General features: G+C 69.5%; 21 protein-coding genes and 6 pseudogenes. 14 read left to right on the forward strand and 13 right to left on the reverse strand.

All coding sequences use genetic code 11. The annotated features are described in order from the left end of the window. Nucleotides 1–45 precede the first annotated feature (45 nt). A pseudogene (locus ACFV9D_RS24825) lies at nucleotides 46–484 on the forward strand (transposase); the annotation flags it as partial. Nucleotides 485–656: 172 nt separating this feature from the next. On the opposite strand, the gene ACFV9D_RS24830 reads toward ACFV9D_RS24825, so the two are convergent. The 3 genes and pseudogenes from ACFV9D_RS24830 to ACFV9D_RS24840 form a co-directional block, all read right to left on the reverse strand. Continuing rightward, nucleotides 657–4277, reverse strand: coding sequence for a LamG-like jellyroll fold domain-containing protein (locus tag ACFV9D_RS24830; RefSeq protein ID WP_385150210.1), 3621 nt, complete (start codon nucleotides 4275–4277; stop codon nucleotides 657–659). A 133-nt stretch (nucleotides 4278–4410) separates the two neighbouring features. Further along, nucleotides 4411–4488: pseudogene (locus ACFV9D_RS24835) on the reverse strand (hypothetical protein); the annotation flags it as partial. Beyond that, nucleotides 4469–4948 (reverse strand): hypothetical protein, encoded by a 480-nt coding sequence (locus ACFV9D_RS24840; protein ID WP_385150213.1) that lies wholly within the window; start codon nucleotides 4946–4948, stop codon nucleotides 4469–4471. The pseudogene ACFV9D_RS24835 and the gene ACFV9D_RS24840, both read right to left, overlap by 20 nt. Before the next feature lie 200 nt (nucleotides 4949–5148). Between ACFV9D_RS24840 and ACFV9D_RS24845 the strand changes: the two genes are divergently transcribed. The 4 genes from ACFV9D_RS24845 (at nucleotide 5149) to ACFV9D_RS24860 (ending at nucleotide 7947) form a co-directional block, all read left to right on the forward strand. Continuing rightward, nucleotides 5149–5397 carry a hypothetical protein gene (locus ACFV9D_RS24845; protein WP_385150216.1) on the forward strand — a complete coding sequence of 83 codons (249 nt, stop codon included), beginning with the start codon at nucleotides 5149–5151 and terminating at the stop codon, nucleotides 5395–5397. 88 nt (nucleotides 5398–5485) lie between these two features. After that, nucleotides 5486–5974, forward strand: coding sequence for a hypothetical protein (locus ACFV9D_RS24850; protein WP_385150219.1), 489 nt, complete (start codon nucleotides 5486–5488; stop codon nucleotides 5972–5974). Between the two features lie 85 nt (nucleotides 5975–6059). Further along, on the forward strand, nucleotides 6060–6335 hold the full coding sequence (locus tag ACFV9D_RS24855; RefSeq protein WP_385150222.1) for a hypothetical protein: 276 nt from the start codon (nucleotides 6060–6062) through the stop codon (nucleotides 6333–6335). Between the two features lie 277 nt (nucleotides 6336–6612). Then, nucleotides 6613–7947 carry a hypothetical protein gene (locus ACFV9D_RS24860; RefSeq protein WP_385150225.1) on the forward strand — a complete coding sequence of 445 codons (1335 nt, stop codon included), beginning with the start codon at nucleotides 6613–6615 and terminating at the stop codon, nucleotides 7945–7947. A gap of 535 nt (nucleotides 7948–8482) precedes the next feature. Here ACFV9D_RS24860 and ACFV9D_RS24865 read toward each other — a convergent pair. Next, the gene (locus tag ACFV9D_RS24865) at nucleotides 8483–9598 is read right to left on the reverse strand and encodes a serine hydrolase domain-containing protein (RefSeq protein WP_385150228.1); all 1116 of its coding nucleotides are present in this window, start codon (nucleotides 9596–9598) and stop codon (nucleotides 8483–8485) included. A gap of 350 nt (nucleotides 9599–9948) precedes the next feature. Between ACFV9D_RS24865 and ACFV9D_RS24870 the strand changes: the two genes are divergently transcribed. After that, nucleotides 9949–10830 carry a GyrI-like domain-containing protein gene (locus ACFV9D_RS24870; protein ID WP_385150231.1) on the forward strand — a complete coding sequence of 294 codons (882 nt, stop codon included), beginning with the start codon at nucleotides 9949–9951 and terminating at the stop codon, nucleotides 10828–10830. Nucleotides 10831–11188: 358 nt separating this feature from the next. Then, entirely contained in the window at nucleotides 11189–11374 is a 186-nt protein-coding gene (locus ACFV9D_RS24875; RefSeq protein ID WP_270086108.1) for a multidrug efflux SMR transporter, read from the forward strand. Between the two features lie 34 nt (nucleotides 11375–11408). On the opposite strand, the gene ACFV9D_RS24880 is transcribed toward ACFV9D_RS24875, so the two are convergent. The 4 genes from ACFV9D_RS24880 to ACFV9D_RS24895 form a co-directional block, all read right to left on the reverse strand. Further along, complete coding sequence (locus ACFV9D_RS24880; RefSeq protein WP_270086109.1) at nucleotides 11409–12023, reverse strand: TetR/AcrR family transcriptional regulator; 615 nt, start codon at nucleotides 12021–12023, stop codon at nucleotides 11409–11411. Between the two features lie 68 nt (nucleotides 12024–12091). Further along, nucleotides 12092–12973, reverse strand: coding sequence for an SDR family NAD(P)-dependent oxidoreductase (locus ACFV9D_RS24885; protein ID WP_385150236.1), 882 nt, complete (start codon nucleotides 12971–12973; stop codon nucleotides 12092–12094). A 6-nt stretch (nucleotides 12974–12979) separates the two neighbouring features. Further along, nucleotides 12980–13864, reverse strand: a complete 885-nt coding sequence (locus ACFV9D_RS24890; protein ID WP_385150238.1) for a short-chain dehydrogenase/reductase — start codon at nucleotides 13862–13864, stop codon at nucleotides 12980–12982. Nucleotides 13865–13876: 12 nt separating this feature from the next. Continuing rightward, nucleotides 13877–14803, reverse strand: coding sequence for an alpha/beta hydrolase (locus ACFV9D_RS24895; protein WP_385150241.1), 927 nt, complete (start codon nucleotides 14801–14803; stop codon nucleotides 13877–13879). Between the two features lie 335 nt (nucleotides 14804–15138). Here ACFV9D_RS24895 and ACFV9D_RS24900 point away from each other — a divergent pair. Beyond that, nucleotides 15139–15452, forward strand: a pseudogene (locus ACFV9D_RS24900) (transposase); the annotation flags it as partial. Between the two features lie 15 nt (nucleotides 15453–15467). Here the strand turns inward: ACFV9D_RS24900 and ACFV9D_RS24905 are convergent. Then, nucleotides 15468–15782, reverse strand: a complete 315-nt coding sequence (locus ACFV9D_RS24905) for a hypothetical protein (protein WP_385150244.1) — start codon at nucleotides 15780–15782, stop codon at nucleotides 15468–15470. Nucleotides 15783–15887: 105 nt separating this feature from the next. After that, nucleotides 15888–16717, reverse strand: a pseudogene (locus ACFV9D_RS24910) (IS5 family transposase). A gap of 303 nt (nucleotides 16718–17020) precedes the next feature. Here ACFV9D_RS24910 and ACFV9D_RS24915 point away from each other — a divergent pair. The 3 genes and pseudogenes from ACFV9D_RS24915 to ACFV9D_RS24925 all read left to right on the forward strand — a co-directional run bounded on the left by ACFV9D_RS24915 (nucleotide 17021) and on the right by ACFV9D_RS24925 (nucleotide 19480). Continuing rightward, nucleotides 17021–17833, forward strand: a complete 813-nt coding sequence (locus tag ACFV9D_RS24915; protein WP_385150247.1) for a phytanoyl-CoA dioxygenase family protein — start codon at nucleotides 17021–17023, stop codon at nucleotides 17831–17833. Nucleotides 17834–17897: 64 nt separating this feature from the next. Further along, nucleotides 17898–18488: pseudogene (locus ACFV9D_RS24920) on the forward strand (helix-turn-helix domain-containing protein); the annotation flags it as partial. 60 nt (nucleotides 18489–18548) lie between these two features. Further along, nucleotides 18549–19480, forward strand: a protein-coding gene (locus ACFV9D_RS24925) for an IS5 family transposase (protein WP_385150250.1) whose coding sequence is annotated in 2 segments (ribosomal slippage) — nucleotides 18549–18893 and nucleotides 18896–19480 — 930 coding nt in all. Because the reading frame shifts where the segments join, the coding sequence is not laid out codon by codon here. Here the strand turns inward: ACFV9D_RS24925 and ACFV9D_RS24930 are convergent. After that, on the reverse strand, nucleotides 19469–19819 hold the full coding sequence (locus ACFV9D_RS24930) for a hypothetical protein (protein WP_385150253.1): 351 nt from the start codon (nucleotides 19817–19819) through the stop codon (nucleotides 19469–19471). The genes ACFV9D_RS24925 and ACFV9D_RS24930 overlap by 12 nt on opposite strands. A gap of 727 nt (nucleotides 19820–20546) precedes the next feature. Between ACFV9D_RS24930 and ACFV9D_RS24935 the strand changes: the two genes are divergently transcribed. Beyond that, entirely contained in the window at nucleotides 20547–20675 is a 129-nt protein-coding gene (locus ACFV9D_RS24935) for a hypothetical protein (protein WP_385150256.1), read from the forward strand. A gap of 169 nt (nucleotides 20676–20844) precedes the next feature. On the opposite strand, the gene ACFV9D_RS24940 is transcribed toward ACFV9D_RS24935, so the two are convergent. Next, nucleotides 20845–21138, reverse strand: a complete 294-nt coding sequence (locus ACFV9D_RS24940; RefSeq protein ID WP_385150259.1) for a hypothetical protein — start codon at nucleotides 21136–21138, stop codon at nucleotides 20845–20847. 1145 nt (nucleotides 21139–22283) lie between these two features. Here ACFV9D_RS24940 and ACFV9D_RS24945 point away from each other — a divergent pair. Continuing rightward, a pseudogene (locus ACFV9D_RS24945) lies at nucleotides 22284–23526 on the forward strand (IS110 family transposase). A gap of 52 nt (nucleotides 23527–23578) precedes the next feature. Then, nucleotides 23579–23884 carry a hypothetical protein gene (locus ACFV9D_RS24950; protein WP_385150262.1) on the forward strand — a complete coding sequence of 102 codons (306 nt, stop codon included), beginning with the start codon at nucleotides 23579–23581 and terminating at the stop codon, nucleotides 23882–23884. A 202-nt stretch (nucleotides 23885–24086) separates the two neighbouring features. Here the strand turns inward: ACFV9D_RS24950 and ACFV9D_RS24955 are convergent, their stop codons facing one another. Continuing rightward, the gene (locus ACFV9D_RS24955; protein ID WP_385150265.1) at nucleotides 24087–24716 is read right to left on the reverse strand and encodes a TetR/AcrR family transcriptional regulator; all 630 of its coding nucleotides are present in this window, start codon (nucleotides 24714–24716) and stop codon (nucleotides 24087–24089) included. Nucleotides 24717–24768: the final 52 nt, after the last annotated feature.

Here is a 24768-nt window from a genome sequence, read left to right on the forward strand (position 1 = left end):
CTCGACACGCCCCCTTCGGCCACCTCATGACCGGCTGCGGGGATCCTCGCCGCCGACAGCCGCTGCCGGCCCGCTCGCATGCGTCCTCACCCCTGGCCAGGCAGGTGACGCACCCGCGTTCACCCAGGTCATGCCCCGGATACGGGTGCCGCGGCCCATCGGCCGCCCCGGAACCACGCCTGACGTGGTCCTGGCCGAGAAGGCCTGCTCCTCCCGCGCGATCCGAAGCCATCTGCGCCGGCGCGGGATCCGGGCGGTGATCCCTCAGCCCTCCGACCGGGTCGCAAGGCGCAAGAAGCGAGGCCGGTCCGGCGGCCGCCCTGCGGTCTTCGACCGCGAGGCATACAAGCAGCGCAACACCGTCGAGCGGTGCATCAACAAGCTCAAGCAGTGGCGCGGCCTTGCCACTCGATACGACAAGACCGCCACCATCTACCTCGCCGGACTCCACCTCGCCGCCATCTTCATCCGGTCGGCGAGGTGATCCGAAGGAAACGGCCCAGCCCCCGCCTCGGCGGGGACGCGACCTGTAAGGGTCGGGTACGGACCTACGCCTCACATCCGGGCGTACGCGTCCCCACGGGTGTACGCGTCCCCACGGGTGTACGCGTCCTCACGGGCGTAGGCGCCACATCCGGGCGTACGCAGTGTGCCCGTCACAGACGGACGTGCGTTCCCTTCGGGGTGATCGTGTCGAAGGGCAGGCGGGCCACTGTGGAGCCGTCCACGGGCAGCGGCTCGTCTCCCTTCTCGATCTCGGTGTCCGACAGGGCCCTGCGGACCAGGAGGAACTCGTCCATCGAGCCCTGGAACCAGTCCTTGGGCTGTGCGTCCGGGCGGGTTCCGAGCAGGAGGCCCTGGACGTCGAAGCCGTCCTGGTAGGTCAGGGAGCCGGCCACGGCGCCTGCTGCGGTCGTCAGGAGCGTGGTCCCGTCACCGATCGACAGCGTCAGCTTCCCGGCGTCGCGGCGCAGGACCACGTGCCGCCAGGTGCCGTCGCCGAACACGGTGTTCTCGGGGGCCTGGGCCACCAGGCTGGTGATCCCCCGGTCCGTCTGGACATGGGCGATGATGTCGTTCTTGTCGGGCCTGGCACGGATCCACAGTTGGCGTTCGGTGGTTCCGACCCCGTACGCCCTGACCAGCACCGGTTCGTCGTTCTCGGTTGCCTGGTAGCGGACCCAGGTCGCCAGGGTGAAGTCGCCGTCGCCGAGCGCCTCTGCCTCGCCGTAGGGGAGCTCCACGGAGTCGTTCACCCCGTCGAAGCCGAGGCCGCGGCCGAACCTGCCGTCCGCGTCCGTGACGGTGGCGCCGCCGCGCACGATGGCGTTGTTGCACTGCAGCGAGGCGTCGAAGGTGCCGCGCGCGGCGGCATCGACGGCGGGCCTCATCACCAGGTGCTGCTCGGTGTTGCCGCCCTCCATGGTCCACCACACGGTGGGCGCGGGGTTCAGCGGCGGGCTCCAGCCTCCCTTGGCCGTATCGAGGATGTCGGCCCGCTCCGTGTCGCTCAGCGCCCGCTTGTAGAAGCGGACGTCGTCGAGCTCCCCGGTGAGGACCTCGGCGCCGTCGGGCTTCGAACCGATCCTGACGCCCTCGGGGGCGGGGACTGCGTCGGTGAAGGAGCCGGTGACTCCCGTCGCGGTCGCGGGGGCTTCGGCGTCGACGCGCATCGTCAGGGTGCCGTTGGCGCGGGTCAGCGTCAGCAGGTGCCAGGCGTTGTCGCCGAACGCCCGGCCGGCCTTCCTGTCCTCCAGCTCGATCGTGACGGAGGCGGACGTGGTGGCCGCGCGGGCGGTCAGCCGGTTCGTCGACGGCTTCGCACCGACCGACAGCAACGGCTTCCCGACGGTGGACCCGTACGCCGACAGCAGCGCGGCGCCCTGGGTGTTCACCGCGGAGTCGTAGCGGAACCAGAGGGCGTAGGTGAAGTCCCCGGCGCCGTTGTCCACGGCGGGGACGTAGGGCACCTCCACACCCGGGAGGGTCGAGGAGACGGCGAGGGCGCCACCGCCGACGCGCCCCGAGACCTGTGCGTTCTCCGGGTTACCGGTGCCGAGCAGGGTGCCGTCCGCACACTGGCCGGAGACGTCGTCCTGGATACGGACGTTCGTCAGCGGCGCGGATCCGGCGGTGTCGACGACCTCGAAGGGCAGGTGGGCCTTCAGCGAGCCCGGGGCCACCTTCTCCGGCTCGGCGCCGCGCAGCGCCGGCCACTGCGTCTGCTCGAGGGCCTCGCGGTAGACGCGGAACTCGTCGATGGTGCCCGTGAATCCGTCGTTGGCGTCGATGGCGCCGGTACCGGTGTCGAGCTTGTCGCCGAGGCGGATGCCCTGGACGTCGTCCTTGCGCCAGGGAGCGAGCCGGCCGACCTCGAGGGTCTTGACGGCCGGGTCGATCCCGTCGACGGCGAGCTTGATCTCGGCGCCCTTGCGGGTGAGCACGAGGTGGTGCCAGGCATTGTCTCCGAAGGCCGGCGTGGTGGCCTTCTCGGGCGGCGCGTCGACGGTCAGCGTCACAGCGCCCTTGTCGCCCTCCACGCGCGCCATGACCCGGTTGTCCGCCGGCTGCACCCGGACCCACACCTGCGGCTTCGGATCGCCCACGCCGTACGCCCACATCAGGGCCTGCTGCGGCGAGTCGGACGTCGAGTCGTACTTGAAGAACAGGGAGTACGTCATGTCCCCCGTGCCCGCGTTCAGCGACGCGGTCCACGGCAGGTCGGCGTGGCCCTTGGTGCCGCCCGCGCCTCCGTTGAGCTTCAGCCCCTGACCGAACGTCCGGGTCCCGAATTCGCCGCCCGTGCCGGAGGTGGCGCCGCTGCCGAGGTAGGCGTCGTTCGCCTCGACGGTCGTGTCGGGCGTGGTCCGCCCGGCGGCGGGCGCCTGTTGCGGCAGGCTGGAACCCTTGGCCGCGAACGTACCGGGAAGATCGAGCTGATCCACCGTGAAGCGGTTGAAGTAGATGTGCTGGGCGGAGAACGACGTACCGCCCTCGTACACCAGGCCGATGTCACCGGCCGACAGCTCCGCCATGTCGGAGTAGCTCGCCCGGTCACCGAGGACCTTGCTGACCTGCCCGCCCGGCGCGTCCTTCCAGGTCGCCCCCTTGTCCTCGGAGTAGCGGATCCTCATCTCCTGGCGCAGGCTCGCGTGCGAGGGGGTCGACATCAGGAGCAGATCGCCCGGGGCGGTCCGGTAGGTCTTGCGCGGGGCGAGGACCGACACCTGGACGTCGGGGCCCACCCAGTCCTTGGTGAACCCGAGCGTGGGCACCTTGACCTTCGTCTTCCCGTCCGCGGGGTCGACCGCCTCGGTGGCGGTGACGTGCATGCGGTGCCGGGCCTCGTACTTCGCCGGCAGCGTCGTGTTGACGCGGACGTCGTACGGGCTGCGGGCGCTGACGTAGACGCTGCCGTCGGCGAGTTCGGCGACCACTGGCTCTCCGGGCTTCGCCACGGGAGACTCCGGGCCCCAGTCCGGTCTCTCGGGATCGGGCCCCGACGGCAGGCCGGGGACCTCCCTGGCCCGCAGGAACGAGTCCTCGGTGAGGCTGCTGTTCCAGGTCACGCCCCGGTCGTCGCTGTAGAGGACGCCGACGCGCTGGTCGTCCCCGTTCACGGACTCGTACGCGCCGACGATCAGGCGTCCCTCGTGCGGGTCGCCCTTCTTCTGGATCTGGATGCCGTGGGACGGCCCGGTGCCGAACCATCCCTTGCCGGTCGTCAGGCGCGGGACGGCCGTGGGCGCCTGGAAGGTGAGGCCGTCGTCGTCGCTGCGCTGCACCCAGGACATACGGGTGCCGCCGGGCACCGCCGGCTCGGAGTTGGAGAAGAGGAAGACGGCCCCCTTCTTGTCCTCCATCACGTCGGCGACGGGCGAGGGGTTGCCCCGCACCTGCGAGGGCCCGGCGGCGCTCGCCCGGCCGGAGAGGACGACCCTGATCGGAGACCAGGTGCGGCCCTCGTTGGTGGAGCGGCGCATCACGATGTCGATGGGGCCGCGGTCGGCGCACGACGGGGAGGTCCTGCCCTCGGCGAACGCGAGGAGGGTGCCGTTCTTCGTCGTCGTCAGGGTGGGTATGCGGAAGCAGCCGTAGCCGGCGGTTCCGGAGCGGAAGAGGACCTGCTGGACGCCGAGGCTCGCCGCGCCGGAGAGCTCGGTGCCGCTCGCCGCCGCCGGCTGCGCGGCGGCGAGGCCGAGCAGTGAGGCGCAGGAGGCCAGTGCGGTGAAGAGGGCGACGGGCCGTCTCCGCGACCATGATCTTGACCATTTCATGATCACGACGGTAACTGGCCCCGGCCAGGCCGGTGAACGGAACGCCCCGACCGGCGGGACGGCGGCCTTTCCCCGGCACCGCGAGCGGGTCCTCATCCAGAAACTGGCCGACCTGGCGGACGGTGAAGACCTGCACCGCCATGCCCAGCCGGTGTGCGTCCGTACGCCGCAGGGCGATCAGGTCACGGTCGTCATCGTCGAGGGAGAACAACCGCTCCAGCTCCGGCCCGCAGTGAGGAGTCGGTGCGGGCCGCACGCGCACACCCCTGGCAACTGACACCTCCCTCAGCGGCGTTGGGTTGCTCGAAGTCGCCGCCGGCGGGCCGTGAGAGGTCGATCCGTACGTGCTGGATCCGAGCCGAGGCGGGCCAGACGGGTTCGCCCCACTGGGCAGGCCTGTGCTCGGCGCCGGCGAGCGCCGCCTCGAGCTTCCGCGACAGGGTGGTCCTGTCGATGCCGCCGATACCGCCGATGCCGTGGAACACCATGACGTTGTCCCGCGGCGCCTGGAGGTCCTCGACGTCGAAGCCCGGCCCGGCGATGTGGGCCGTGTGCTCGGCAAGCGCGGCTGCGACCAGCACCCACTGCGCCTGACGGTTGGTGAACGCCTCCGCCGTCGATACGTCCCGGTCGTTGCCGCTGAACAGCGCCCGCAGATCCCGTCCTGCCACAACCAGCCTCCGTCAGTGATCAACATTCGGCCCCGACCTACGCTTCTCGACGGCAACCTCCCTTCCCCGACCCGATGTTCATCAGCGTCTCCGAAGACCGTCAGAAGATTGTTTTGCAGTCCGGTTCACGTTCGGCACCTGTCACGGCTCTCATAGGTGACGACCTCCGAATCCCGGAGGCCTGACACCAGGGGGATGCCGTGGACACAGCCACGATCATCGCCACCATCGGCGTCGTCTTCATCGCCAAGGTGTGCGCCGTACTGGCTGTGTGGCTGCGCCATCGAGGGCGCGTTCAACAGGAGAAGGTGCAGCGTCAGTACGTCCTTGGCCTCGCGGCCGCGGCTCCCGCCGGCGCCCAGGTAGAGCTTGACGATCAGCGTCATGACGGTCGCCTCCGCCTGAGGATCACCCAGCGCCCCGACGATCAGGCCGAGACGGCGGCGTGAACGAGGACAGCGCCGTAGATGGCGCCGATCACCCGTCGGTCATCCCTGCCGGAGGAGGCGGCCCGCCACCGGAGCAGAAGGACGTTCAGTGAGCGTCGCTGTCAGGCACCTTCGTCGGTTGGCGGCACAGGCCGCGATCGGAGTCGCTGGGCAGCTCGGCACGGATCTGGGCGCCGTCCGCAGGCGGGTCCCACACCTGGCGGGCAATCCAGATTCTGAATCGGCGACCGCCCAGCAGCGGGAGCACCTCATCGGAATCGGGCAAGAGTTCCTCCACATCCGGCTCAAGGAGGTCCAGCGTGCCATCGGCGCAGCGCTCGACCGGAACCCGATCGCTCTGGACCTGGACGGGCTCTACGCGTTCCTGAACGACTTCACGAGGGCAGATCTGCGCACCGCCGACCTGGAGGGCGTTGACCTCGTCGGAGTGCGCTGGACTGACAGCGGAACCTCCTGGCCTTCGACGATCGACGTTGCAACCCTTCGGACCCGCTCGGAGGAAAGCCCGGAAGGCAGCGGAATCTGGATTGTCCGTACGGGTACGGCAACCGCTCGCGACTTCCCGGGCATGGCGTAGTTCCGCCACCAACTTGCGTTGGTCTCGGCTGGGCGAGAGGAGAATGACACCGCCCCAATCAAGATCAACCAAGAGGGTGGTCCCCATGTCCGACCCCGAAATCCCCGACTTCTCCGGCCTGGAGGGCGGCGAGGAGCAGGCGGCTGAAGACGCCGTCCAAGAGGTGGTGAACTGGTACAACGCCCAGCTCATCGAGGAGCGCCGTGCGCCGGTGCCGGACGAGGAGCGCATCGAGGAGCTGAAGGCCGGCCGGGAGGCCGCGCTCGCCGACGGGGCCCAGCTGGCGACGGCGGACCCGGAGGAGGCCGACCGGATCGCCGCCGTCTATGCGGCCCGGCTGAGGGAGCTCATGGACAAGTAGGCGGAGTCAGGACAGCAGGGACGGGACCGGATCACCGGCCCCGTCTCCGCCTGGGCCTCCCACCACGTCCACGCCCCGAAAGTCCTACCGCGGGAGCCAAGTACCGCCGGCGAGGAGCCCGGCCGCTGCTGTGACGAGTGTGATGAGCCGGTACGGAACGCGCTGGACGACAAGGCGGACGCCGCCACACCTGATCTCCAGGAACGGGCGGCGCACCTGAGGCGTGCGAGGGGATGCGGAGGGCATGGCATGCTCCGTTCATGTTGACGGTGGCCTTGTGTTCGGCTGGGATCAGCAAACCGTCGGCACCGGCAGTTGCAACACTCCGCAATTTGATCGAGAGCGTGCCGTCGAGCGGCGCTTCGCCGTCGACAGGGAGGGTGCAGTGGAGGACACACCGCCGCCGGGAGGGCGCCGGCACCGAGGCCTGGCAAGGCTGAACAACCTGGAGACCTCGGAGAAGAGGCTGGTCGAGTACCTGCGCAAACTCCGCGAACAGCTGGGTATCACGTCCAAGGAGCTGGGCGAGGCGCTCACGGAGAATGACCCGGAGGCCAAGGTCAGCGAGTGGCAGCTCTCGCGGTACCTGAGCGGCTCGACACTGCCGAAGCTCTCCTTGATCCGCCGCATGCACGAGCTGTTGTCCCAGCGCACCGGCCGGCCCGTGGACGAGGACGCGGTGCACGAGGGGCGGGCACTGGTCATCGCAGCGGCCGAGGCCAAGGGGCCACTCATGGCCCGGGAGATCAAGCTCGAGGCTGCGATCGAGGACCTGAGCAACCAGCGAGCCCACACGGCCGAGGAGCTGTCACAGCTGCGCGAGGCCGTCACTGCCGAACGGCGCCACCTGCATGAGCTGGAGCAGGAACTGCGCGGCATGTCCGAACAGGCACACCGCGAGCGCCGGGAGATCACCGAGGAGCAGGAGGAGATCCGGCATCGCATTGCTCATCTGGAGGACTCCGTCCGTCAACACGAGGCCGTTCTGCGCCTGGTGCAGCAGGAGCGCGCCCATGTCGACTCGATGCTGACCGCTACGGGCAAGGAGGTCGAGCTGTGGCGGCGCCGCGAACCCGCTCCGGCCGCGGCGGCTGAGCAGAAGCCCACCGCGAGAGAAACCGCCGAGGCGATCATCACGCTTCGTGAGCAGGGGAGCGACGGGCCGGCGGATGCACTGATCGACACGTATGTCGAACGGGCCTCTCCTGCCGAACTCACCGAACTGTCACGGGAGTTCCCTCGCGTTGAACGCCCGCTCGAGAACCGGCGGCTCCTGAGGGCAATCGCCAGGTTTCGTCCGGCAAGAGATGTTCTGAGCCTCGTCGCGCCGCCGCTGTACGGCGGCCACCGCCCGACCGTCAACGACCCCGATGGCCTGCTCGAGGCGGCCGGTGACTACGCCCCGTTCGACGAGCTGGTACTCCTCGCCAAGCTTCTGCAAGAGACCAATAACCCCACCAAACTCCGGGACCTGGCACGAGCTGTTGAGAAGAGTCGCCCCGAGCATCAGCTGGAGCACCTGCGCAAGGTGGGTCTGCCTCTCAGTCGGCCGCCCCGCAGCATCCCCCCACAGACGGCGCTTCCAGAGAAGCGCCGGTTCTGGCAGCGCTGACCGCAGGTACGAGCAGCCGCCACGCGCATGCTTCCTCCCAGGCAGGCCCAGCCGGCGATGGCGAACCCGGAGGCGGCCGACCGGGATACCGCCGTCTACGCGGCCCGGGGTGAAGGTGTTCACCGAGTCGTAGGCCGGGGTCCTGCGCGGTACGGGCAGGGGCCGGACGGGCGGGTGCGGTCGGCCGAGTCGGACCGGCTGCATCCGCTGTGGCATCAACGGGCGGGCGAGCGTGGCAATCTCGTCGAGCTCGGCCCGGTGTCTCGGGAGGGCCCGGCGCAGACCTTGGTGGAGGCGGAGGATTCCGACGGCTTCCTGCTCGGTGCAGGGCCGGAGCCGTTCTGCGGTCAGCGCCCACGACGCCCGCCCGGTGCCGCCGGCTTCGTGGCGCAGTAGGGCCTGCCGAAGGCCACACAGGGCCCGGCGCGGCGCCCGTTGTTCTTGTCCGTGGCTTGTTCACGAGAAGGGGCTCTGGCTGAACTTCTGTGGCCCATGACTGTGAGTGGCCTGCGCAGGAGACCGCCCCGCGTTGCCGTCAGTGCAGTCCGCTGTAGGCGGCCATGACAATCTCCATGCCGCGATTGTCCTCCTGCCGGTCCCGGTCGATCATCTGGTTCATGACATAGGCCACCGTCATGCGTGACCCGGGATCGCTCGCGACCAGCGAGCCGCCCCAGCCGCCCCAGCCGAAGGTGTTGCCGAACTTGCCGAAGCCCACCGTCCAGCACATCGGTGTCCCCAGGATGCGGTCCTGACCGCGGAACACCTCCTGCCGCGCGGGCTCGCAACCCTGGGAGGACAGCAGCCGCACGCCGCCGACCGACCCCTGGTTTGCCAGTACCGACTGGACAAGGGCGACAGACCGAGCGTTGCCGAAGCCGTTCACCGCAGGGATCTGTGCACGGCGCCAGGCCACTGAGTTGGCGTCCTTGACCCGGATCGTGGTACCGGTGATCTCCCGGGTTACGCCATCCGGTCCGGGCGGTGCGCTGGCGGCGTACTCGTCGGTCAGTGACGGCGGCGGGATGAGCGGTGCGACGCGGTGGTCATGCTCGGCAGGGAGCCCGATGTGGAAATCCGCGCCCAGCGGCTTGGCCACCTCCTCTGCGAAGAACTCGCCGAGGCTGTGGCCGGTGATGCGGCGGATGATCTCACCGATGAGGAACCCGAAGGTGAGCGCGTGATAGCCGGCGGCCGTTCCGGGTTCCCATGCGGGGGCCTGCGCGGCCAACCCCGCCGTCACGTTCTCCCAGTCGTAGAGGTCCTCAACCGCCGTCAGCCCGGGCAGGTCCGGCAGCCCCGCCGTATGGGACAGCACGTGCCGTACCAGCACGTTCCCCTTACCACCCGCGGCGAACTCAGGCCAGTACACGGCGACCGGCGCGGACAGATCAAGCTGGCCCCGGTCGGCCAGGATGAGCGCGCACAGAGCGGTCATGTTCTTGGTCGTCGAGTTCACGCCGGTGAGGGTGTCCCGCTCCCAGCTGACAGAGCGGTCCGCATCGGCGTACCCACCCCAGATGTCGACCACCGGCTCGCCGTCGAGGTAGACAGCGACCGAGGCGCCCACGTCGTCCTTGCCGAGCGAAGCTGCAAGGGCCGCACGGACTGCGGCGAACCGCGGCTCGCACAGCCCCTTGATATCAGTCATGAGCGTAAGCCTCAGGTAACGCCGAGGCTCCCTGCCCGACAATTCCCGCACTGGTTTTGTCGGGCGGACACGACCAAATTCACTCTCACTCCAGCAAGGCGGCCCGACGGCCGCGCGGTCGACCCGCTGGTCGACCGGCCGTATCGGTAGTTTTCCCACAGGGAACACCCCGGGATCCATGGTCGAGCATGTGCGTCACGACACTCCGACCGGTGACCGCCAGGCTGCCACGCGCGGTGAGCGAGTCCGGCTTGGGCTCGGTTGCCGGCCGCTGCGGCTCATGCGGCTGCGGCTGGTTGGCAGGGTGGGCGTTCCTACCGTGGAGGCACAAGAAGGAAGGACGGATACGCGTGCTGGAGCGGCTGAATCAGGCGCTGGACCACCTGGAGGCCTGCCTCGACCGGGAGGTCGACATGGCCGAGGTGGCCCGGATCGCCGCGGTGTCGGAGTACCACTTCCGGCGGCTGTTCTCCACGCTCGCCGGGATGCCACTCCCGGTCTACGTGCGGCGCCGACGGATGACGCTCGCAGGGGCCGATGTACTGGCCGGGGAGCTGACGCTGCTCGATGTCGCGGTGCGGTACGGGTACGGCTCGGGCGAGGCGTTCGCCCGGGCGTTCCGGTCGGTGCACGGCATCGGGCCGGGCGAGGCCCGGCGCACGGGTGCGGTGCTCACGGCACAGCCGCGCATGTCTTTCCGTGTGGTCGTCGAAGGGAGGACGGCCATGCGGTACCGGATCGTGGAGAAAGGGCCGTTTCGGGTCGTCGGCAGGAAGGCCCGGGTCCCGCTCGTGCACGAGGGGGTCAACGCGGCCGCCGCGGCGCACGTGGAGAGCCTGGACGAGCAGGCGATTGTCCGGATGAAAGAGCTGTCCGACCGGGAGCCGGAGGGGATCCTGTCGGCGGCGGTGCACCTGACCGACAGCCGGGAGGAGGCCGCCGAGGTGGACTACTGGATCGGCGTGGCAACCGGCCCCGAGGCAGCCGCCGGAGAGCTCGATGCCCTCGACGTGCCGGCCGGGACCTGGGCGGTCTTCGACAATCACGGGCCCTATCCGAGCGCCCTCCAGGAGCTGTGGCGGGACGTGTTCACGCAATGGTTCCCCTCGAACCCGTACGCGAGCCGACCAGGTCCGGAACTCCTGCGGACGCAGCCCGTGGAGATCGGCGCGGAGACCGACTCCCAGCTGTGGATCCCGGTCGAGCGGGGCAGCGGGAGCGCCGGGGCGTGAAACACCGGTACCTGGACGTTGCCCTCCGCACGGAAGCCCCCCGGCTCAATGTGCGATAGCGCTCGCTTCCGGTAGTGCGCTGCGATTTGTCTGTCCCCCTGCTACTTGCCGCGCGCGATGTCGATCTGGGACTGCACTTCGTAGTCGGCCCAGTTGCCGCATCGAGGGCTCGTACGGGATATCCGTCGGGGTGAAGTACTCAGAGGGCGGGATGTGAGCTGATGTCCGTTTCGTCGTTGTGGATGAAGTAGCCTTCGCCTGACGACTTCGGACGTGGCAGGTGAACAGCCCCGGCTCTGGCTCGGTCAGGATGTTGCGCCCGGTCAGGCGCCCAGGTCCATCGCCTCGCACACGCCCCGTGCCCGCAATCGCCCGTGGTCTGCAGGTGGGCATCGTCTACGCGGTCTGGTCGAGTCTGGGCACCACCCTCATCGTGCTCGTCGGCGCATTGTTCCTAAACGAACCGTTGACACTGGCCAAGGTGACCGGGGTCGCCCTGGTGATCGCGGGGGTCGTGATCCTCAACCTCGGCGGTGCGCATTGACCGGCTCCGGGCACAGGTCGGCCCCGGGCGGACTTCAGCGGGCGAGCAGTCCGCGGAGAACCACCCTTTCCACAGCTGTGACGAGTTCCGTCAATTGGGAGGCGTCAGCGCGGAGTCGGTCCGCGCGCCAGGAGAGGCCGAGAACGCCGTTCATGGCCGCCCACAACGCGGTGGCGGTGGTGACGGGATCGAGGTCGGCGGCGAGCGAGCCGTCGGCCACCCCGTCGGCCAGGGCGGCGGCGAGTTTGGCGTTCTGCTCGTCGACGAGCGCGGCGACCCGTTCCAGGGCCGCGGGTTCGTCCGGCGGCTCGGCCAGCAGGCGGAACTGGTGCGGGCGCTCGGCGGCGAAGCGGACGTACGCGGCCGAGGCGGCCCTGATGCGTTCCGCGGGGGTGCCCGGGGCAGCGTAGGCGTCGTCCATGTAGGTCCGGTTGTCTTCGAGTGCCCGCTCGGCAACGGCGATGAGAACGGCCGCGCGGCCGCCCACGCGGTTGTACACCGTCTGCACGGCGACATCCGCGCGTTCCGCGATGCCTTCCAAGGTGACCGCGTCGGGGCCTCCGGAGGCCAGCAGTTCCTCGGCGGCGTCGACGATGGCCGCACGGGTTGCGGCGGCCCGACGTGTCGTGCGTGTGACCTTGATTGTCATGGTCTTCGCTACTTTACGAGGTGCTCGAACGGCCGGACCCCCCTGGGCCGCTTCCTTCAGCCCGGATTTCAGCGGGAACCGGCCTGGTGGCGCTCATGCACCGCCGGGTCGTGCCAGCCCGACGCCGAGGCGAGGCCGAGGGCGCGCTGGACCGTCTGAGAGCGGAAACCGACACGTTCGAGTATCGGCCGGAACAGGCCGGGAGCGTTCGCGGTCAGGGTGAGGGACCTGGGGACGACGACGCGGTCCGCACGGCGCTCGATGCCGCGGACGATGCCGGCGATGACTTTCTCCAGCGGCACCATCTTCCACAACCCCTTGGAGTTGCCGCCCCAGAGGGCGTGCCCGGCCGCGTCCGCGGTCACGTCGTCCATCATCGGAGTGCGGAAGAACGTGGGGTGGGCGCTGCCGACACCGACACCCAGGTGGCGAACCTCCAGGCGAAGGCTGTCGCACAGCGCCCACACGCCGGCCTTGCTCGCGGTGTAGGAGATCTGGAGTGGCGAGTGCACGAAGGCGGCCATGGACGAGACGGCGAGCAGGTAGCCCTCGTGGCGTTGCACGTGGGGGAGTGCGGCACGGAAGGTGCGCCAGACCCCGTTGAGGTTGACGTCGATGACACGTTCGTAGGCCGATGGGTCGATGGTCGCCATCGGGGCCATGGTGTCGATCCCGGCGCCTGCGATGACGATGTCGAGGCGCCCGAAGTGCGTGGCGGCCTCGTCCATGGCTTGCTGCAGGCCGGCGAGGTCGCGTACGTCGGCGTGCCAGCCACGGGCGACTGTTTCGTCTCCCAGGTCCTGGGCTTGGGCCGTGGTAGCCGCGAGGCTGAGGTCGAGCAGCGCAAGGTTGGCACCCCGGTCGCGCAGGGCCCGGGCGAGGGCAGCGCCCAGGCCGCCGGTGGAACCAGTGAGGACGACGGTGCGCCCGGCCAGGTCGTAACGGGTCATGACGGCCTACCTCGGTGAGTCGGTCTGCGGGGACTTGCCTGTGGGGCCGGCGGATTCCTCGAGTCGGCGCAGGAGTCGGCGCAGTTCGGGGTGGCGTTCGGCGATGAGATCGGTGACGGGGTTAAGGACGCCGCGCAGGGCCGAAAACGGTGCCCACCTGCGGGGGACCATGACACGGGCCGAGCGGTTCTCGATGCCGCGGACGACGGCGTCTGCGACGCGCGTAGGGGCGATGGCCTTGCCGAGCAGGGACGGGAAGGCGATCTCGCGCATACGGGTGGTGATGTCGTTGCTTCCGAAGGCTGCTCCAGCGATGGGCGTGTGGACCCAGCCGGGGTAGAGCACCCCGGCGCTGGCGCCGTGGATGCCGAGTTCGGCGCGCAGGGCGCGGCCGAACTGCTCGACGCCGGCCTTCGACATGGCGTAGGGGGCGTTGGTCATGCCGTTGAAGTAGGCGTACACCGAAGCGGTGACCAGGACGTGCCCGCGCGCCGCGATAACGTGCGCCAGTGCGGCGCGAACGGTGCGCCAGACGCCCAGCAGGTCCACTTCGACGACGCGCTCGAACCTGGCCGGGTCGATGGTGGCGATCGTCGCCGGCGGATCGGCCGCGATCCCCGCGTTGGCGAAGACGACGTCCAGGCCGCCGAACCGGTCGACCGTACGGCCCACCGCGTCGGCCAGTGCGGCGCGATCGGTGACATCCACCGACAGCGCCAGTGTCCTGTCGCCGCCGAGGTCGCGGGCGAGGGCCGATGTGGCGTCGATGCCCCGGTCGGCGAGGACCACGTTGGCTCCGCGCGAGTGCAGCGTGCGGGCGGTGGCCGCACCGATGCCTCCGGCTGCGCCGGTGATGAAGACGGTCCTCCCCGCAATCGGGTAGGTGGGCATCTCGTACCTCTTTCAGGGTGTCGTGGGTCCCGGGGCTTCACCGGGTGCGGAGCCGATGGGGACGTGCCGCGCCAGGAAGGCGAGCTGGTCCGTGACAACGCGTTCGAAGGGCTCGCCGAGGTAGATGTCGAAGTGGCCGTCGGGGTAGAGGCGGATCTCGCCGCGCGGCGCCCTGCGGGCATGGCGCAGGGTCGGCCGCGCGGGGGCCACGCTGTCGTGCTCGCATACGCAGAACAGCACCGGGCATGCGATCTTCGCGGTCCGGCGGCCCGGCCGGTAGCGGAGGATGTCCAGGGCGAACCGCGCCGCAACCTGGTTAGAGAAGGGCGCGTCGTTGGGCACGAGGGCCAGGTAGCCGGGCTCGGCGTCCGCAGCGGTCATCAACGCGGCGGATCCGGGCGGCCCTGCCGTCGCGACCATGACGGGAGGGCGCCCAAGGCGGGCGCCGACCACGTCACGGACCGCGCGGGCCATCACCTTCACCGAGGTGTCCGGGCGCATCGCCAGGGCAGAGGCGACACCGTCGGTGAACAGGCCCTGGGCGATGACGGCGGCGACGGCCGGGTCCTGGGCGGCTGTCGCCAGGACATGGCCGCCGCCGAAAGAGGTGCCCCACAGCACCACGCGCCGGGGATCGGTCTCCGGCCGGGAGCGCGCGTACGCCACGGCGGCCCGCCAGTCCTGAAGCTGCCGGCGGATGCTCAGGAGCTGTCGCGGCTGACCGCCACTGGCCCCGAAGTGCCGGTAGTCGAACACCAGGCACGCGTAGCCGGCGGCGGCGAAACGCTCGGCATAGGCGTCCAGCCGCATCTCGCGGACCCCGCCCAGGCCGTGCGCCATGACCACCACGGGACGCCGACCCCCGCCCTCGGGCACGTACAGCCAGGCGTGACACTCGTCCGGCCCCGAAGGAAACGTCACATTCAATCGGTCGGTCATCGAACCTCCGTAACACCGCTCGCATCGTTGGGCTCGCGGAGACTTGGAACTGCTTCCAACATTGGAAGTTAATCCAATATTGCGGGGCTGTAAAGCAAGTCGGCGGCAACGAACACGTCACGCCTCCGCTGGGTCCTGAGCCACGCCCTACGTCAGCGCCGCGCTGACCGACTGGTCGGCGAAAGGGACGATGACCGGCGGAACAGCGAGGCCGGCGTGCCCCTCGGAGACGGGGCCGGCATGTCCTTGGCGGACGTCGCGACGCGCATGCGACCCGAACGCTGTCGGCCCACAGGGCGGTCGGTGGTCTAGGCAAAGAACGGCCGACGGTCCGAGTGCGCTTCCACGGCCTCGACCTGGACGCCGAGGGCAGCATGTTGCTGTCGCGGCGTGTGGCGAACGACGAGCCCGAGCTGCTCACGTTCATCGGCGCTGTCTTGGCACTGGCGGACGGAAGCCTGGTGACCTGGGCGATCGACATGACCGGCGGCGAACCGGCGTTGCTGCTCGCCCTCCTGCGCAACCACGGCCAGGAGGTCCCTACCTGCCTGGCCGACGACGGTTACCGCGGCGAGGGCAAGACCGACGCCCGGGACGCGTATGTCATCCGGACCAGGTCCGAATGCGCCGTGATCGGCCGATCCGCCCGGCCCTCGCCTGACGACTACGGACGTGGCAGGGTGAACAGCCCCGGTTCCGGCTCGGTCAGGATGTTGCGCCCGGTCAGGCGCTTGAGCTTCAAACGGACGTTGTTGATGTTGTTCGGAGCCGGCTCCAGGTCCATCGCCTCGCACACGCCCCGTGCCCGTAGCGGACCGTCTGCCTGGGCGAACACCGCCATGATCTCCTGGTAGGCCGCCCGGTCCGGCAGCTCCGGGGCGGACGCCGACGGCGCGGGCGGGCCGGGGTCGGGCAGCTCCAGCAGCGTCTTGCGGGTGATCCGCACTTCCTCGGCGGCCCGGCCGAGTTCGTCCAGCAAGGCGGTGAGCCGCGTGATCTGCTCACGGGTCTCTTCGGCCTGCTCGGCGATCTCCCGCTCGCGCTCCTCCAGACGTACCCGCCCCCAGGGTCAGCTCCCCGCTGGTCATGCGCCGCGCCAGGAGGTCGCACTGCCGGTCAGCCGACGGGCCATCACGTCGCTTATCGCCCAGTAGACCCGGGACTCGGCCGAGGCAGGTCGGTGCTCGTAGTCGCGTACCAGCCGCCGGTGCAGCATCAAGGTCCCGTTCGTCTGCTCCACCCGCCAGCGGATCGGCTGCGGGACGAACCGGTCTCGGCCGGGTTGCGCTCGACGACTTCGACGTCGATGCCCACCCGCTGACCGTGGTCCACGACGGTCTTCTTGAACCCCTGATCCACCAGAGCCTTCGTCACGGTGCCGCCGCTACCGGCTGCGACCTTGTCGAGCAGAGCGGCGCCGAAGGCGTTGTCGTGGACGGAGGCGGCCAGCACCACCACGGCGATCACCAGACCCAGCACGTCCACGGCAAGCCCCCGCTTACGCCCCGGCACCTTCTTCGCCGCATCGCGTCCCGTCGTCTCGGCCGGCACCCCGGCCGCCGCGTGCAGGCTCTGGGTGTCGAGCACCACCAGGCTGGGGTCGGCTAATCGGCCCCTCTTCTCGCGGACCTGCCAGCGCAGAAGGTCGTGAATGACCTGGTCAGTGCCATCGTCACGCCACGTGTAGAAGTAGTACTTCACCGCCCCAGTAGGCGGCAGGTCGTGCGGAAGGTACTCCCACTGGCAGCCGGTCCGGGACTGGTAGAGCAGCGCGTTGACGATCTCCCGCATCGCGTAGCGGCCCTCGTGTCCGCTGACGGAGGGGTGCTGGGCCTTCCATGCGGTGATCACCGGCTCGACCAGTGCCCAGCGTTCGTCGGATAAGTCGCTCTTGTAGGACTTGCGGTCGCTCACGCAGCCAGCTCAGCACGGCGCCAGCCCCGCGACGCGGCGGAGGCGGCAAGGCCACACGTTCAGGCGACGACAGAACGGACATCACCTTTCATTCCGCCCTCTCACAACAGCAGACCGCCACCCGCAGGCCCAATCAGCCACAGTGACCACCGGGCCGACCTGCACCTTTCGACGTCGCACCGCCAACCATGCACGAGCTCGTTAGGCGGCGCGCGCCGCCTGACCGCGCTCCGGTGATCACCCGACAAAGGCAGTGCGGAGAATGTCGGGTGATCGGGGCAGGTGTCGCCGCACGATGGGGGCATGGATGACACGACCTTGGTATCCCGTTTCCTCCGCGACGGCTTCGTGAAGTTGGAGGGCGCTGTCGCGCCGCGCGTGGCCGCGCACTGCGCGCGGCTGCTGTGGCGGGAGACGGGCTGCGACCCGGACGACCCGTCGACGTGGACGCAGCCCGTGCACTGGGTGGCCGGCATGGCGCAGGGGCCGTTCGCCGCCGCACCCAACTCCCCGTCCCTGCACCGCGCGTACGACCTGCTCGTCGGCGCGGGACGCTGGGAGCCGCGCTACTCGCTGGGCACGTTCCCGCTGCGCTTCCCGCACGAGGAGGAGCCGGACGACGCGGGCTGGCACATCGAGGGGAGCTATCTGCCGGAGGGCGAGAGCTGGTACTTCACCAATCTGCGCTCCCAGGGCCGGGCGCTGCTGATGCTGTTCCTGTTCAGCGAGGTCGGTGAACAGGACGCCCCGACCCGGATCCGGGTCGGCTCGCACCTCGACGTGCCGAAGGTCCTTGAGAATTACGGGGAGGACGGGGCGAGCGGGCTGACCCTCGCCCCCGATCTGGTGGCGGCGTCCGACCACCGGCCACTCGCCCTTGCGACCGGGTCCCCGGGCGACGTCTTCCTGTGCCATCCGTTCCTGGTGCACGCGGCGCAACCGCACCATGGGGTGCGGCCACGCTTTATGGCGCAGCCGCCGCTGATGCCGGCAGCACCGTACGAACTGGAGCGAGCCGACGGCGCGTACTCACCCGTGGAGATTGCGATCCGCCGCGGTCTGGGACAGGACACCCCCGGTCCGGACGGAGACGGCGCCGACCGCAGCGCCGGATAGACGTGCTTCACGACCATCGCTGGCAAGGTGGTCGTGAGAAGGGGAAAGAGAAAGGAGGCCGGGCATGCTGGAGCGGCTGAACCAGGCCATGGAGCACATCGAGGGCCATCTCGACCAGGACCTCGACGTGAAGGAACTGGCATGCGTCGCCGCCACCTCGGAGCACCACCTGCGCCGGATGTTCTCCGCGCTCGCGGGAATGCCCCTGCTGGAGTACGTCCGGCGCCGCCGGCTCACCCTCGCGGGCGCCGAAGTACTCGCGGGACGTGAGACGCTGCTGGAGATTGCGGTGCTCTACGGCTACGGCTCCAGCCAGGCGTTCGCGCGGGCGTTCCGTGCCATGCACGGCATCGGACCCGGCGAGGCCCGGCGTACCGGCGCCGCACTCACCTCCCAGTCCCGGATGGCCTTCCGCCTCACCAATGAGGGGAGCAGCAGTATGCGATACCGCGTTGTGGACAAGGCGGACTTCACCGTCGTCGGGCTCAAGACCCGGGTACCGCTGGTGCATGCGGGGTCAAACCAGGCGATCATGGACCTTGTCCGTGGGATCGATCCGCAGACCCTGGAGCGCCTGGAGAAGCTGTCGGACCAGGAGCCGCACGGAATCGTAGCGGTCTGCGACGGCATGGACCCCAGCCGCGCCGAGGGCACTTGCCTAGGACTTGTCCGGCCGATCATGTGACTGGTCCGCGCGGGAGTCGTTGATGCGGGCATGGGACGGGGCGATCTGACGGATGCCGAGTGGGAACGGCTCCAGCCGTTCCTGCCGGTAAGCAACCGGCGTTGCGGCCGATGGCGGGACCACAGGCAGGTGATCGACGGGATTCTGCACCGGGTTCGGACCGGCGTTCAGTGGCGTGACCTGCCTGAACGGTTCGGGCCGTGGAAGACGGTCTACGAACGCCACCGGCTGTGGTCCGCGGACGGAACGTGGGAGCGTCTGCTCCAGCAGGTCCAGGCTGCCGCGGACGCGGCCGGTGAGATCGACTGGGACGTCTCGGTCGACTCCACCATCGTCCGTGCGCATCAGCACGCGGCTGGCGCCCGGACCAATCCGCCGCTGTCACCCGCTTCAAGGGGGGCCGGGCAGGCAGAACACCAGGACGAGACACCGTGGCAGAGCCTTGTCGCCCGCCTGGTGGAGGTGGTGCTGGAGGTGAGGGCCTGGGTCGCTCACGGGGCGGGTTCACCAGCAAGCTCCACCTGAGCGCCGACGGCCGCTGCCGTCCGCTGTCCCTGATTGTTGCCGCAGGTCAGCGGGCGGACTGCACCCAGTTCAAGCCGGTGCTGGAGAAGATCCGCGTCCCGAAGATCGGGCCGGGCAGGCCGCGCAAGAGGCCGGACAGTGTCGCGGCTGACAAGGCCTACAGCAACGGGCCTTGCCGTGAGTACCTGCGCCGACGGAGCATCCGGCACACCATCCCGGAGAAGACCGACAGCCGGGCCGCCCGGTTGCGCAGAGGCTCACGCGGCGGACGGCCACCGGGTTTCGACGAGGAGCGGTACAAGAAGCGCAACACCGTTGAACGCGCGATCAACCGTTTGAAGCAGCACCGGGCTGTCGCCACTCGCTACGACAAACGTGGCTATGTCTTCCTCGGCACCGCGACAGCGGCAGCCCTCGCTATCTGGCTACGAACGTGACTCCGGAGACGCCTCATCGTCGTCATTGCAGCCGTGGTCGGCCCACTCGGTGAGGAGCTCGGACAAGCTTGCAAGCGGCGTTGTCATCGGCCACGGCGCACGTTCCTCGCGGCCCGTCCACGTCAGGTGAACCACAGCCCACGGGAACCGCCGGTCCGGAACGCTGAACAGGACGTCGTCACATCCTTCGCATCGCGCCACAGCGGTGGCCTTCACTCCGTGCAGCGGGTGCCCCTGGGGAAGCTCGCGATGCAGCTCCAGCTCGAAAGCGTGCATGCCACCATCAGGCACCCACCACGGGGCGGGCAGAAGCGACGGGTCATCCGGCATGTGCTGCATCACAGCATCCTTGCAGAACCCCCTGGGCCGACCTTGATCGGCCGGACAAGTCCTAACTGGCGTGATCATCTGGCGCTGTGGGCTGAGCATCGCCGGCGCGTGCCGGACGCAAGGCCGTTGGACGAGTGCGTCGTCGATCTGAAGGCTCCCGAGCTGGAGCCGGGCAGCCTGGTGGACCGCGCAGGGCTGGTGAAGATCGCGAACATCGCCGAGGACGACCTTCCGGTCCCGAAGTACGAGGACCACAAGATGCCCGAACCGCAGGCCCGCGGCGCCAACGGACCTTTGTGGTCGCAGTCCGTGGCCCGGGATTGGGCTGAACAGCATCACCGTGCCCACGGTCCCGGCGCCCTCCTCTCCGCCACCACGGCCTTCGGCAGTCTCCAGCCCCGGGGACTCGTCGCCGACCACAACCGCCTCACCAAGATCATCCACGTGGACGGGAAGCAGACCGAGGAGGCGGCCAAGACCCTCGCCTGGTGGCCCGCGGCCGCGCTCACGGTGGGACCCGAGAGCATCTTTCCCATGTCGGCACTGCGCACGACGCTGATCGAGGCCGTCATCTCCCATCTGGCCCGAGGCGTCCAGAAGGGGAGGAGCGGAATGTGGCTCGGCACCCTCCGCCCTGACGTGGTCAAGGTCTTCGACTGGTACGTCCAGCGCAAGCCGGACCACACCGCAGGAACTCCTCAGCGAGATCTGCCTGGACGCCCACACACGGCTGGACGTGGACCCGGAGACCGTCGGGCGTCTCATCCGCCGATCCCTCCACCTCGACAGCAAGCTGGACGAGGAAACCGTCGACGCACTCCTCGACACGGCCCTGCCGCCGTCCGCGAAATCCCCCGAGAGCTAGCCAGGAGACCCCAGCCGGCTTCGCCCCTGTGGGGGCAGCCGGGCCCTGGTCCAGCGAGTCGTCTCGATGTGGAAGCCGGCGGCCGGGCAAGCCTGAGCGTCTGGGCAAGCCCAAGGGGAGCCTGGGCAAGCCTTCCGCGCGACGGGCGTGCCCAGGGCCGGCGGCCCGGCTACGCCATGGCGGCGGCCACGGCCTCGAGGACGGCACGCTGCTGCGGGTCGATGGGCACGTCGGCCTCGCGCAGTGAGCGAAGTGTGCTGCCTTCGGCGCACAGTCGGCACAGACCGAACACCGGGATCGGTCCGGCACCGATGAGGGTGTGCGAGGAGGAGCTCTCGTAGAGGGGGCGGTAGCAGCCGGGGCACAGATGGCAGTCCTCGGGCTCATCCGCCGGCGGCGCGTCCGGACCGAGCAGCGGGACGATCCGGCGGAGGTTCTCTCCGGCCTCGGCCCACAAGGCCATCGGCCGCTCCGCGCGCCGCTCGAAGACGACCTCGTCCTCCGGGTCCTCGACGGTGCGGACCCGGGCCAGCGTGCCGATGCCTTCCTCGGGGTGGTGGGGGGAGGAACGCCAGGGCGGTCTCGAACCCGGGCCCCTTCTCCACGCCGATGGCGTGTGCCTGCCCGCCCGCGAGTGCCGCGCCGAGCTCGGTCAGCCCCCGACCGTTGTCGTCGTTGCGCAGGCGCAGGGGCCATGCGGCCGACGCGCCGTCGACCTCAGCGGGCGAAGAGGTGATCAGGATGCCGTTGCCGGACCGGCGGACGTCCAGGTGGTGCATGCCCTCGGTGGAGTGGGACGCGGTGCCGAACCACTCCGTCGGCTGCCCGCTGTCCCCACGCGGGCTACGCGGCTTGTGCTGCTTGTGACGTCCCATGTCCTGCCTCGCAGACGTGACCCCGTGCACGGGCCGGTCGGTCCGCTCAACCCACAACCGGCAGCCCGGCAGCACAGGTACGCGGCAGGCCCGGCCTTCACCCGCCCGGCCCACCCGGGCAAGCCTGCCCGACGGAGGCTGGGCGTCCGCGACAGGAGGCCGCGCCCGCCCCGGAGAGGGTTGCACCGGAAGGGGGCTGGAGGGTTGCACGTAGAGGTGCACTAGAGGTTGCACCGGAGGTGGGACCGGGAGTGGAACCCTCAATTTCGTGATCTTGATCATCGTCCCTGGTCAGGCCGGGTGGGCAAGCCTCTCCCGGACGACGACACCTCTAATTCGTTAGTAATTAGAGGTTCTGGATCTCTGATGGGCCCGGGCGGTGTTGTCCAGCCGAGGGCAGGACGTGTGTGGTCCGGTCGGTGCCGTGGTGACCCCTACGACACCTCCGACCGTGTGAGGTCTGTTGAAAGACCGGTGGCGCTGGGCGCCGGCCGGTCCTCGCACGTTCTGCCCCCACAGGCCCGTCGGGTTCGGGATCCTCGATGGATGAGCTGCCGCACGGTGACGCGTTCTTCCTCACGAGCCTTGAGCTCTGGACACGGCGTGCGTCCGTGCGGCCTTGCGGTGCCGCGCACGGCTGATGAGGTGGCGGACCTTGGAGTCCTGGAATTAGTGCGCCGTGCGGCCCCGCGTGCTCGTTTTCGAGAACAGCGCGGGCGAAGGGGCGGGATCCATGGACGTGTTCTGCGGGATCGACTGAGCGGAAGGGCATCACGACGTCGCGCTCGTCGACGGCACCGGCAAGCTGCTGGCCAAGTGCCGCATCGGCGACGATCTGGACGGCTACCGCCTGTTGCTGGACCTCCTCGCCGAACACGGCGACACCGCCGAGACGCCGATCCCGGTGGCCATCGAGACCAGCCGCGGCCTGCTGATCGCCACGCTGCGACAGGGTCCCCGGCAGATCTTCGCGGTCAACCCGATGGCGGCCTCCCGCTACCGCGACCGCCACGGCGTGAGCCGCAAGAAGTCCGACCCCGGCGACGCACTTGTGCTCGCCAACATCATCCGCACGGACATGCCGATGCACCGGCCGCTGGCTGCCGACACCGACCTGGCCCAGGCTGTGGCTGTCCTGGCCCGAGCCCAGCAGGACGCGGTCTGGAGCCGACAGCAGCTCTGCAACCAGCTCCGTTCGCTGCTGCGTGAGTACTTTCCGGCGTTCCTGGAGGCGTTCAAGGACAAGCAGGGCGGACTGGCCCGCCCCGACGCCCGCCGGATCCTGGCGGTGGCACCGACGCCCGCGCTGGCCGCCAAGCTGCCGCTCTGAGCGCCTGACTGCCATGATGAAGCGGGCTGGCCGGCGCAGGAACATCGAGGCCGATGCCGAGCGTCTGCAGCAGCTCTTCCGCCGGGAGGCGCCCCACCAGGTCCCGCTGGTTGAAGAAGCGATGGGCAAGCAGGCCGCGGCCCTGCTGCTGCAGCTGGACGCCGCCTGCGAAGCAGTCGCCGACCTTGGCCAGGCCACTGAGGAAGCCTTTCGAGCCCATCCCGACGCCCCGATCATGCTGAGCTTTCCTGGCATCGGCGCCCAGATCGGCGCACGGATCCTGGCGGAGACCGGGGACGACCGCACGCGGCTCGCCACCGCCGGAGGGCTGAAGGCATACGCGGGCGCGGCCCCCATCACCCAGGCGTCGGGCAAACGCCACTACGTCGGGCGCCGGTTCGTCAAGAACAACCGGCTCAACCACGTCGGCCACCTGTGGGCCTTCGCCTCCCTCAGCGGTTCGTCCGGCGCGGACGCCCACTACCGGCGCCGACGGACCACTGGGGACTGGCACATGCAGGCTCTGCGGCACCTGTTCAACCGCATGCTCGGCCAACTCCATCACTGCCTCTTGGCACGGGTTCCGTTTGATGAAGCGATCGCTTTCCCCGCAGAGCCCCAACCAGCAGGAACAGCCACCGCGTGAAGCAGAACGGGGCAGCTTGTCCCGGGGCGGCGGGGGAGACGATCATTCGGTCATGAGACCCGAAGTGCAGACGTTCGTTGCTGACGGACCGCTTCCCGACTGGGACGCGAGCGAGGCAGAGATCGACCGGCGTGAACGCCAGCTGACGGCGATCTCCCGCCCTGTCACGTCCGAAGAGGCCGCTGCCCTGGCCACCTGCTTCGGCCCCGACGACTGCTACGGCGTCGCCTGGACGCTCGTGCACCTGATCGAGACGGCTCCCAATCCGGTGCCGCCGTGGGAGGATCCGGGTCCGGAAGGTGGCGACTGGGCCGAGGTTCTGCGCGGGCGATGGGGCGGCGGACCCCCCGCGGCTTGACGGCTTAACTGCATGAGGTGCCTTTCCTCGCGATAGCCGAGGGGAGAGGTCTGCTTCGAATCCGGGGCGGCGGCGCCGGAACGGCAACCAGCATGGTGTGGAACGTCACGTAATTCCCCACCGGCGGCGTCAGCCTCCCCATCCAAACGTTCGAGTCCGACCCACTGGCATTGCATCGGGCGGCTCCGGTGGTACGGCAGCCCTAGGTACCCGCGCCGGGCCCTTGTGGCGGCCAGTCAGGGGCAGGGTCCTTGGCGAGCAGCGGCCGGAGAGCGCCGAGAATCGCGCCGATGCAGGCGTCGCGCAGCTGGGTGCGGGTGCAGGTCGCGTGGGTGAGCCAGTCGACGCAGAGGACCTGGACGAAGACCAGCCAGCTCTTCAGGACGCCAGACACGGCATCGCGGGCGCTCTCGTCCGCGAGTGGGAGTACGGTCAGCAGCCGCGCACGGAGCGCGTCCAGCTCGTTCGTCATGATCGTCTGGATCACCGGGTCGCCCGCCAGGACCCGGTTCGCGGCGAGGACGGCGTTGCGGTTCGCCACGAAATAGTCGAGATGGACGTCCATACCCTGGATGAGCTGCTCCACCAGGCAGTCGGCGGGGTCGAACCGCGTCTCGGCAAGCAGTTGGTCCGCCGCCCGCTGGTAGACGGCTGCGAAGAGGGCACGCTTGCTGGGGAAGTGACGGTAGAGCAAGGCCCGGGAGACACCAGCCTCTTCGGCGACCTCCTCCATCAGCACGTCGGCGTATGGATGTGCGGCGAAGAGCCGTGCGCCGACGGCGAGGAGTTGGGCGCGGCGATCGGCGGGGGTGAGTCGCTGGCGGGGAGGCACGAACGAAGTTTAGTTGACATGAGTCTACTAGCGCCTTCCAATGTAGTAGACG

It is taken from the genome of Streptomyces sp. NPDC059875 (assembly GCF_042731085.1).
Classification (GTDB): Bacteria; Actinomycetota; Actinomycetes; order Streptomycetales; family Streptomycetaceae; genus Streptomyces.